The sequence below is a fragment of the Kitasatospora sp. NPDC058965 genome (assembly GCF_042741245.1).
In the GTDB taxonomy this organism is placed as follows: Bacteria; Actinomycetota; Actinomycetes; order Streptomycetales; family Streptomycetaceae; genus Kitasatospora.
The window spans coordinates 1-7,891 of the sequence record NZ_JBHYKG010000365.1 but is presented as its reverse complement, the minus strand read 5'-3'; the positions used below and the strand labels follow the sequence as shown (position 1 = coordinate 7,891).

Sequence of the window (7,891 nt, the reverse complement as noted above, 5' to 3'; positions counted from 1 at the left end):
CCGCAGCACCTGCTCGCACAGGCCGACGGCGGCCAGCAGTTCGGTCGCCCGCCGGGTGGCGTCCGCCGCGCCCATGGTGCCGGTGCAGCGCACCGACTCGGTGAGGAAGTCGCCGACCCGCCGCAGCGGGTTGATGGCGGCCCGCGGGTCCTGGAAGATCATCGCGACCTTGCCGGTGCGCAGCGCGCGCAGCCGCTGCGGGGACATCGTCAGCACGTCCTCGCCCTCGACCAGGACGCTGCCGCCGGCCTCGGCCCGCGGCGGCAGCAGCCGCAGCACGCTCCGCGAGGTGAGGGTCTTGCCGGAGCCGGACTCGCCGACCAGGGCGACGGTCTCGCCGGCCGCGACCCGCAGGTCCACCCCGTCGAGCACCGGGCGGGCGGTGTCGGGCAGGCGCAGGCGCAGGCCGCGGATGTCGAGGGTGTGGGTCATCGGTCCCTCCGGGCGACCTGGTCGGCCCAGCGTTCGCCGACGACGTTGAAGGCGACGACCGTCAGCACGATCGCGGCGCAGGGCAGGATCGCGGACAGCGGGTAGCCGCGTTGCACGGCGGTCTGCCCGTCGAAGACCATCCGGCCCCAGTCGGGCGTCAGCGCGGGGACGCCGAGCCCGAGGTAGGACAGGCCCGCGAGGTCGATCAGGGCGTAGCCGAAGTTGATGGTGGACTGGGCCAGCACCACCGGGGCGATGTTGGGGATCACGTGCCGCAGGCAGATCTGCCAGGAGGAGTGGCCCTGCACCTGGTGGGCGGCGACGTAGGGGCGCTCCCGTTCGGCGAGCACGAGCGAGCGGGACAGCCGGGAGACGTACGGCAGGTAGGCGATGGCCAGCGCGACGACGGGGGCGAGCAGCCCCTCGCCGTAGACCGCGACGATCAGGATCGCGAGTAGCGTCCCGGGGAAGGCGAAGACCACCTCGGTGCTGCGGGACAGCACCGAGTCCAGCCAGCCGCCGCGCCAGCCCGCGGTCACGCCGACGGCGACGCCGGCCACGGTCGAGAAGACGACGACCCCGAGCGGGCCGAGCAGCGAGGTGCGGGCGCCGAGCAGCAGCCGCGCGAGGGTGTCGCGGCCGGCCGCATCCACCCCGAGCAGGTGGTCGGCGGACGGCCCGGCGAGCACGTTGCCCAGGTCGACCGCGTTCGGGTCGCTCGGCGCGAGCCAGGGCGCGAGCAGCGCGGCGAGCACGACCAGGGCGACGAAGGCCAGGCAGGCCAGCCGCAGCGGCTGCCGGGTGGTGCGCAGCCGGGCCAGGCCGGGCCGGCGGGTGAGGGCGGTGGTCATGCGGACCTCCGGGCGCCGAGGGCGACCCGCGGGTCGACCAGCGGGTGGAGCAGGTCCACCACCAGGTTCACCGTCATGAACAGCCCGACGATGATCAGGGAGATGGCCTGCACGGTCGGGAAGTCCTTGGTGGTGGTGGCGAGTTCGAGCAGCTGGCCGAGGCCGCCGATGCTGAATGCGGACTCCACCAGGACGGTGCAGATGATCAGGGTCGACACGATCAGGCCGCCCGTGGTGAGCACGGTGCCCAGCGCGTTGCGGAAGACGTGGCGCCAGATCACCTGCTGGCGCGGCACGCCCCGGCTGAGCGCGACCGTGACGTGCTCGCTGTCCAGTTGTTCGAGCATGGCGGCCCGGGTGACCCGGGCCAGCATGCCGATCAGGTACAGCGCCAGCGCCACGGCCGGCAGGGTGAGGTGCCAGGCCGTGTCCGCCAGGCCCTGCCCGGTGCCGCCGGTGGGGAACCAGCCGAGCCGGACCGAGAACAGGCCCTGCAGCAGCACCGCGGCGACGAACGACGGGGTGCCGACCGCGACGGTGGTGCCGACCAGGATGGCCGAGTCGGTGCCGCCGCCGCCGCGCACCGCGCCCACCCAGCCGAGCACCAGGCCGGCGGCCAGCACCAGGACCAGCGCCATCGCGACCAGCAGCAGGGTGCTCGGCAGCCGGTCGGCGAGCAGCTTGGAGACGTCGGTGCGGTACTCGATCGAGCGCCCGAAGTCGCCCTGCAGCACCTGGCCGAGCCAGCGGAAGTAGCGGACGAAGAACGGGTCGTGCAGGTGGTACTGCTGGTCGATCGCCGCCAGGGCGGCCGGCGAGGCCGACCGCCCGGAGAGCAGGAAACTCGCCGGATCGCCCGGCGCCAGGTACATCGCACCGAAGATCACGAAGGAGGCGCCGAGCAGGGTGGCGGCCATCTCCAGCAGCCGCCGCACGGCGAATCTCAGGAAGCTCACTTGGCCGCCCCCACCTCGGCCGCCCACGGGTAGTACAGGTAGGCGATCGTGGTCGGGGCGCCGGTGATCCGCTTGTTCAGGAAGACGGAGGTCGGCCACTCGGCCACCGGGATCCACAGCGCCTGGTCGGCGGCCTTCTGGTTGAGCCGGGCCTCGATGGCCAGGCGCTGCGCCGGGTCGTAGGTGCCGGTGGCCTGCTTGACCAGGTCGTCGTAGGCCTTGTCGCTGTAGCCGGCGTAGTTCTGGTAGCCGCCGGTCTGGAAGTTGGTCAGCAGGTCCATCGGGTCGCTGATGGACAGGTAGTAGGTCTCGGGGAACAGGTCGATGCCCTCGCGGGCCTTCGGGTCGGTGAACAGGGCGGTGAACGCGTTCGGGGCGATCGTCTTGAGCTGGATGTTCAGCCCGATCCTGGTCCCGGCCGACTGGACCGCGGTGGCCAGCAGCGAGACGTCCTGGCCGATCGAACTGGTGGCCATGGTGAGGGTCTTGCCGGTCGCCCCGGCGTCCTTGACCAGTTGGGTGGCGCGCGCGATGTCCTGCGCGGTCGGCGGCAGGCCGTCGAAGGCGGCCTTGCGGCCCTGGTCGTCCGCGCCGGCCCAGGCGGCCCGGCTGGTGAGCGAGTCGGTCACGGTGCCGGCGCCGCCCAGGCCGGTGGCGACGAAGCCGGACCGGTCCACGGCGAGCGAGAGCGCCTGCCGGACCCGGACGTCGCCCAACGGGCCCTGCATGGTGGTGACGTTGACGTTGACGGTGCTCAGGCCCTCGCCGAAGTAGAGGGTGCCGGCGCTGCTGGCGCGCAGCCGGGCGTAGCTCTCCGACGGGATCAGGTAGCCGCCGTCGACCTCGCCGGTGAGCAGCGCGTTGGTGCGGGCCGACGGGTCGGTGAGGAAGTCGAAGACGACCTTCTTCGACTTGGCCCTGGCACCCCAGTAGCTGTCGAACCGGTCGAGCTCGATCGACTGGCCCTTGGTCCAGGTGCCGAGCTTGAACGGGCCGGTGCAGTCCAGGCTCCCGGAGGTGCCGTAGTCCTTGCCGGCCGCCTGCACGCCGGCGGCGCTGGCGACCACGCCCGCGGCGGTGGCCATGTACTGCGGGAACTGGGAGTCCGGGGTCTTGAGCTTGACCGTGACCTGGAGCGGGCCGGTCTTGCTGATCGTGTCGACGTTCTGGAAGACGGTGGCCCAGGCCGCGCCGTTGTCCGGGTTCAGCTGCCGGTTCAGGCTGAACACCACGTCGTCGGCGGTCATCTCGCCGCCGTCGTGGAAGTGGACGCCCGCGCGCAGGTCGAAGACCCAGGTGGTCGGGTCGGGGTTGCTCGCCTTCTCGGCCAGCCCGGGCGCCTCCTTGAGCTCGGGCGTCCACCGCATCAGGCTCTCGCAGACGTTGGAGAGGATGGTGTTCTGCGGGTAGTCGAACGCCTGGATGTAGTCCAGGGTCGGCGGCTCGGCGTAGGTCGCCCAGCTGAACGAGTCGAGCTCGCCCTTGGCGGCCGGGGTGCCGGCCGAGAGCTGAACGGTCGTCTGCTGCCCGGCGCCGGACCGGCCGGGCGGCCCGGAGCAGGCGGCCACCAGCGCGAACGCGCTCAGGGTGGCGGCGGCCAGGGTGGTGCGGCCGACTCGGCTCACGCGTCCGGCACGGGGCATCGCGGTCTCCTCGGGGTGTCTCGGGGGTCGGGTGTCAGGCACGGGCGGCCGGGACCTGCTGGGTGATGCAGTGGACGCCGCCGCCGCCGTAGGCGATCACCCGGGCCCGCACGCCGACGACCTTGCGGCCCGGGTACGCCGCGGCCAGCACGGCCAGTGCGCCCTCGTCCTCGGGGTGGTCCGCGACCGGGACCACGACGCCGCCGTTGGCGAGGTAGAAGTTCAGGTAGCCGACCTCGGTGCGCTTGCCGTCGACCTCGACGAAGGCCGCCTGCGGCAGCTCGACGATCTCGAACGGGCGGCCCTGGGCGTCGGTGGAGTGCTCCAGCACGGCGCGGTTGGCGCGCATCCGCACGTAGTCGGGGTGGGCCGGGTCGGCCGGGAGCTGGACGACCACCTTGCCGGGGGCGACGAACGCGCAGACCCCGTCCACGTGCCCGTCGGTCTCGGTGTCGAGCAGCCCGCCGTACGGCAGCCAGATGATCTTGGTGACGCCGAGTCGGTCGCGCAGCTCGGCCTCGATCTGCTCGCGGCTCATCCCCGGGTTGCGGTTGGGGTGCAGCAGGCACTGCTCGGTGGTGATCAGGGTGCCCTCGCCGTCGACGGTGATGGCACCGCCCTCCAGGATCATCTCGGAGCGGACCGCCGGAACCCCGAGGTGGTCCAGCAGCAGGGCGGCCACCCGGTCGTCGGCCTGCCAGGGGTGGTGCTTGCCGCCCCAGGCGTTGAACCGGAAGTCGACGCCCGCGCGCCGGCCCTCCCCGTCCAGCACGAGGATCGGTCCGCTGTCGCGGAACCAGGAGTCGTCCAGCGGCAGTTCGACCAGCTCGACGCCCGGGCCGCACAGCTCGCCGGCCGCCGCCGCGTGACCGGGCGGGACCGCCATCGTGACCGGCTCGAACTCGGCGATCGCCCGGGCGACCTCGGCGTACTCGCGCTGCACCTCGGCGAGCGTGTCGCCCCACAGGTCGGGCCGGACCGGCCAGGCCATCAGGCAGCGCTCGTGCTCGGTCCACTCGGCGGGCATGCGGTGACTCACGGGAACCTCTTTCGGATCGGGTGCGGGGCGCAGCGGATCGGCGCCGGTCACAGCGCGGGCGGAACGGCCGGCTGGGACTGGGTGGAGCAGTGGATGCCACCGCCGCCGGAGGCGATGGTGTCGATGTTGAGCTGGACGATGTCGCGGCCGGGGAACTCGGCCTGGAGGATCGCGTAGGCCGTGCCGTCGGCGTAGCTGTCGCCGAACTGCGGGACGAAGACGGCGCCGTTGGCCGTGTAGAAGTTGGTGTAGCTGGACAGGAAGTCCTTGCCGGTGCCGCGGATCTTCGCGCGGTCCGGGCCGGGCAGCTCGATGACGGTCAGTGCCCGCCCCTGGGCGTCGGTGGCGCCCTGCAGGACCTGCTTGGCCTGCTGGTACACGTCGATCCAGGTCTGGTCGGTGCCCGGGCCGGGCTTGTCGAGGATCACCCGGCCCGGCGAGGTGAACCGGGCCAGGCAGTCGACGTGGTCGTCGGTGATGTCCTGGCCGGCCAGGCCGGCGAGCCAGATCACCTTGTCCAGTCCGAGCGTCGACTTCAGCGCCTGCTCCACCTGGTCCTGGCTCATGCCGGGGTTGCGGTTGGGGTTCACCAGCGAGCTGACGGTGGCCAGCAGGGTGCCCTGACCGTCCGTCTCCAGCGCGCCGCCCTCGCCGGTGAACGGCGCCCGGATCCGGTCCACCCCGTACTGGGCGAGCAGCGTGCCGGCGACCGCGGCGTCCTCGGCGAACGGCTGGTAGTACGGCGTCCCGGTCTTGCCCCAGCCGTTGAAGTTGGTGTCGACACCGGCGATCGCACCGGGGGCGACCACGAAGGTGGGGCCGAAGTCCCGGATCCACAGGTCGTCGTTGGCGATCTCGATCACCGTGATGCCGTAGGAGGCGCCGGAGCCGCAGGCGTACCGGGCGTCGGCGGCCTGACCGGGGCGGGCGACGACCACCACCGGCTCGTAGCGGGAGATCTGGTACGCCACGTTGGCGATGTCGTTGCGCACGGCCCGCAGTTGGCTGCCCCAGACGGACGACAGGGCGGGCCAGGCCATGAAGGTGCGGTCGTGCGGGTCGGTCTCGGCGGGCATCCGCAGCCGCGGTGCGGCGACCGACGGGTCCGCGGCCCGGGCGGTGGTGGGGAAGACCGCGCCGAGGGCGACCAGCGGCAGGGCCGCCGCGCCGAACTGGAGCAGTCGGCGGCGGGAAGGGGCGGACAGGTCCATGGGAACTCCCTGGTGGGGGTGACGGGAGGTGGGGTGTGCCCCGCATCCTTCACCGAACTGAAAATTCAGTCAAGACTCTGGAGGCGGGCTGACGCTGCCGGTTCGCCTCGAACCGGACGCCAGTGGAGATGTGCAGGTGATGCATGCGGAACGTGCCCTGAAAAACCAGTCAGGGTCAGGTAGAGTGAACGTCCATGTTGGACCGTCGGACCGAGATACTCATGGCCGCCACCCGCGTCATCGCGCGCCGCGGCGTGCGCGGACTGCGGGTGGGCGAACTGGCCACCGAGGCAGCGGTCTCCACCGCGCTGATCTACTACCACTTCACCGACCGGGCCGGCCTGCTGCGCGAGACGCTGGCGTTCATCAGCGACCGCGCCGACCGGTACACGGCCGAGCGCGACCCCGGCGCGCACCCGGGCGGCCCCCGCGCCGAGTTGGAGCAGGTGCTGATGCTGGAGCTGCAGGACACCGCCGACGTGCGGGAGAACAGCACCGCCTGGGGCGAGTTGCGGGCCACCGCCGTCTTCGAGCCCGGTCTGCGCGAGGACCTGGCGAAGGTCACCCACACCTGGGTGTACGAGATCGCGGACCTGTTGGCCCGGGCCCGGCCGGACGGCACGGCCCCGGCCCACGCGGCCGCCGCGGAGCGGCTGACCGCGCTGGTCGAGGGGCTCAGCACCCGCTGGCTCAGCGGGTCGCTGCCCCTCGACCACGCCCGGCAGCTGGTCCGGGGCGCCATCGACACGGAGCTGGGCGGCTCCGGCGCCGTCGGCTGACCGGACATTCCGTCAGCCGACGGCCCGTCATGCGGTCCCGCCTCAGAGGAAGTACAACCGGCTGAGCGGCACGCTGTCGGCCGGCTCGGAGCGCAGCGCGTCGCCGTCCAGCGAGACCAGCCCGGTGCGGTGGTCGACCTCGACCAGACCGGTGCGGTGGTTGCGCACCATGTCGCCCGGCCCGATCCCCCGGGTGCCCCGCACGGCGACCCGGCGGCGGCGGGTGGTCATTCCGTCGTACGGCTGCCCGGTGGAGCCGGACTCGGCCGCCGCCGCGCTGACGAAGGCGACCGACAGATCTGCCGCGGTGGCCCCGTGGGCGCCGAACAACGGCCCCAGCACCAGGGGTTGGCAGGTCTCGGTGGCCGCGTTCGGATCACCGGTCACCCCGTGGGCGGGGAAGCCGGCCTTGAGCACGAGCTGCGGCTTGGCGCCGAAGTACGCGGGCCGCCAGAGCACGATGTCGGCGAGCTTGCCGACCTCGATCGACCCGACCTCGTGCGAGAGCCCGTGCGCGATGGCGGGGTTGACGGTCAGTTTGGCGACGTAGCGCAGCACCCGCGCGTTGTCGTCCTGCGGGCCGTCGCCCGGCAGCGGGCCGCGCTCGGCCTTCATCTTGCCGGCCACGGCGAAGGTGCGGCGCACCGTCTCGCCGGCCCGGCCCATGCCCTGCGCGTCGGACGAGGTGATGCCGATGACCCCGAGGTCGTGCAGTACGTCCTCGGCGCCCATGGTGCCCGCCCGGATCCGGTCCCGGGCCAGCGCGGCGTCGCCGGGCAGGTCGGTCTTGAGCGCGTGCACCGAGACGATCATCCCGTAGTGCTCGGCCACCGCGTCCCGCCCGAACGGCAGCGTCGGATTGGTGGAGGAGCCGATCACGTTGGCGACGCCGGCCATCTTGAGCACGTTGGGCACGTGTCCGCCGCCGCAGCCCTCGATGTGGAAGGCGTGGATGGTGCGGCCCTCCAGCACGGCGAGGG

General features: G+C 72.7%; 8 protein-coding genes. 1 reads left to right on the top strand and 7 read right to left on the bottom strand.

The window, feature by feature from the left end; all coding sequences use genetic code 11:
• The 6 genes from ACFW1A_RS35700 to ACFW1A_RS35675 form a co-directional block, all read right to left on the bottom strand.
• Positions 1–432, bottom strand: a 432-nt coding sequence (locus ACFW1A_RS35700; RefSeq protein WP_380416800.1) for an ATP-binding cassette domain-containing protein, incomplete at its 3' end; no start/stop codon positions are given.
• Positions 429–1,283 carry an ABC transporter permease gene (locus tag ACFW1A_RS35695; RefSeq protein ID WP_380416798.1) on the bottom strand — a complete coding sequence of 285 codons (855 nt, stop codon included), beginning with the start codon at positions 1,281–1,283 and terminating at the stop codon, positions 429–431. The genes ACFW1A_RS35700 and ACFW1A_RS35695, both read right to left, overlap by 4 nt.
• A complete protein-coding gene (locus ACFW1A_RS35690) occupies positions 1,280–2,239 on the bottom strand; it encodes an ABC transporter permease (RefSeq protein WP_380416796.1) in 960 nt (319 codons plus the stop codon). Before ACFW1A_RS35690 ends, ACFW1A_RS35695 begins: the two co-directional genes overlap by 4 nt.
• The gene (locus ACFW1A_RS35685; protein ID WP_380416793.1) at positions 2,236–3,882 is read right to left on the bottom strand and encodes an ABC transporter substrate-binding protein; all 1,647 of its coding nucleotides are present in this window, start codon (positions 3,880–3,882) and stop codon (positions 2,236–2,238) included. Before ACFW1A_RS35685 ends, ACFW1A_RS35690 begins: the two co-directional genes overlap by 4 nt.
• A gap of 34 nt (positions 3,883–3,916) precedes the next feature.
• Positions 3,917–4,921, bottom strand: coding sequence for an agmatine/peptidylarginine deiminase (locus tag ACFW1A_RS35680; RefSeq protein WP_380416791.1), 1,005 nt, complete (start codon positions 4,919–4,921; stop codon positions 3,917–3,919).
• Between the two features lie 47 nt (positions 4,922–4,968).
• On the bottom strand, positions 4,969–6,132 hold the full coding sequence (locus ACFW1A_RS35675) for an agmatine/peptidylarginine deiminase (protein WP_380416787.1): 1,164 nt from the start codon (positions 6,130–6,132) through the stop codon (positions 4,969–4,971).
• 194 nt (positions 6,133–6,326) lie between these two features.
• Between ACFW1A_RS35675 and ACFW1A_RS35670 the strand changes: the two genes are divergently transcribed.
• Complete coding sequence (locus ACFW1A_RS35670; RefSeq protein WP_380416782.1) at positions 6,327–6,911, top strand: TetR/AcrR family transcriptional regulator; 585 nt, start codon at positions 6,327–6,329, stop codon at positions 6,909–6,911.
• A gap of 42 nt (positions 6,912–6,953) precedes the next feature.
• Here the strand turns inward: ACFW1A_RS35670 and ACFW1A_RS35665 are convergent.
• On the bottom strand, positions 6,954–7,891 hold a 938-nt coding region (locus ACFW1A_RS35665), incomplete at its 5' end, for an urease subunit alpha (protein WP_380416779.1).

What these genes read in the sequence shown, in the direction of transcription:
- ACFW1A_RS35675 (WP_380416787.1), bottom strand. Translation starts at nt 6,132, where the DNA reads ATGGACCTGTCCGCCCCTTCCCGCCGCCGACTGCTCCAGTTCGGCGCG.
- ACFW1A_RS35670 (WP_380416782.1), top strand. Translation starts at nt 6,327, where the DNA reads ATGTTGGACCGTCGGACCGAGATACTCATGGCCGCCACCCGCGTCATC.
- ACFW1A_RS35685 (WP_380416793.1), bottom strand. Translation starts at nt 3,882, where the DNA reads ATGCCCCGTGCCGGACGCGTGAGCCGAGTCGGCCGCACCACCCTGGCC.
- ACFW1A_RS35695 (WP_380416798.1), bottom strand. Translation starts at nt 1,283, where the DNA reads ATGACCACCGCCCTCACCCGCCGGCCCGGCCTGGCCCGGCTGCGCACC.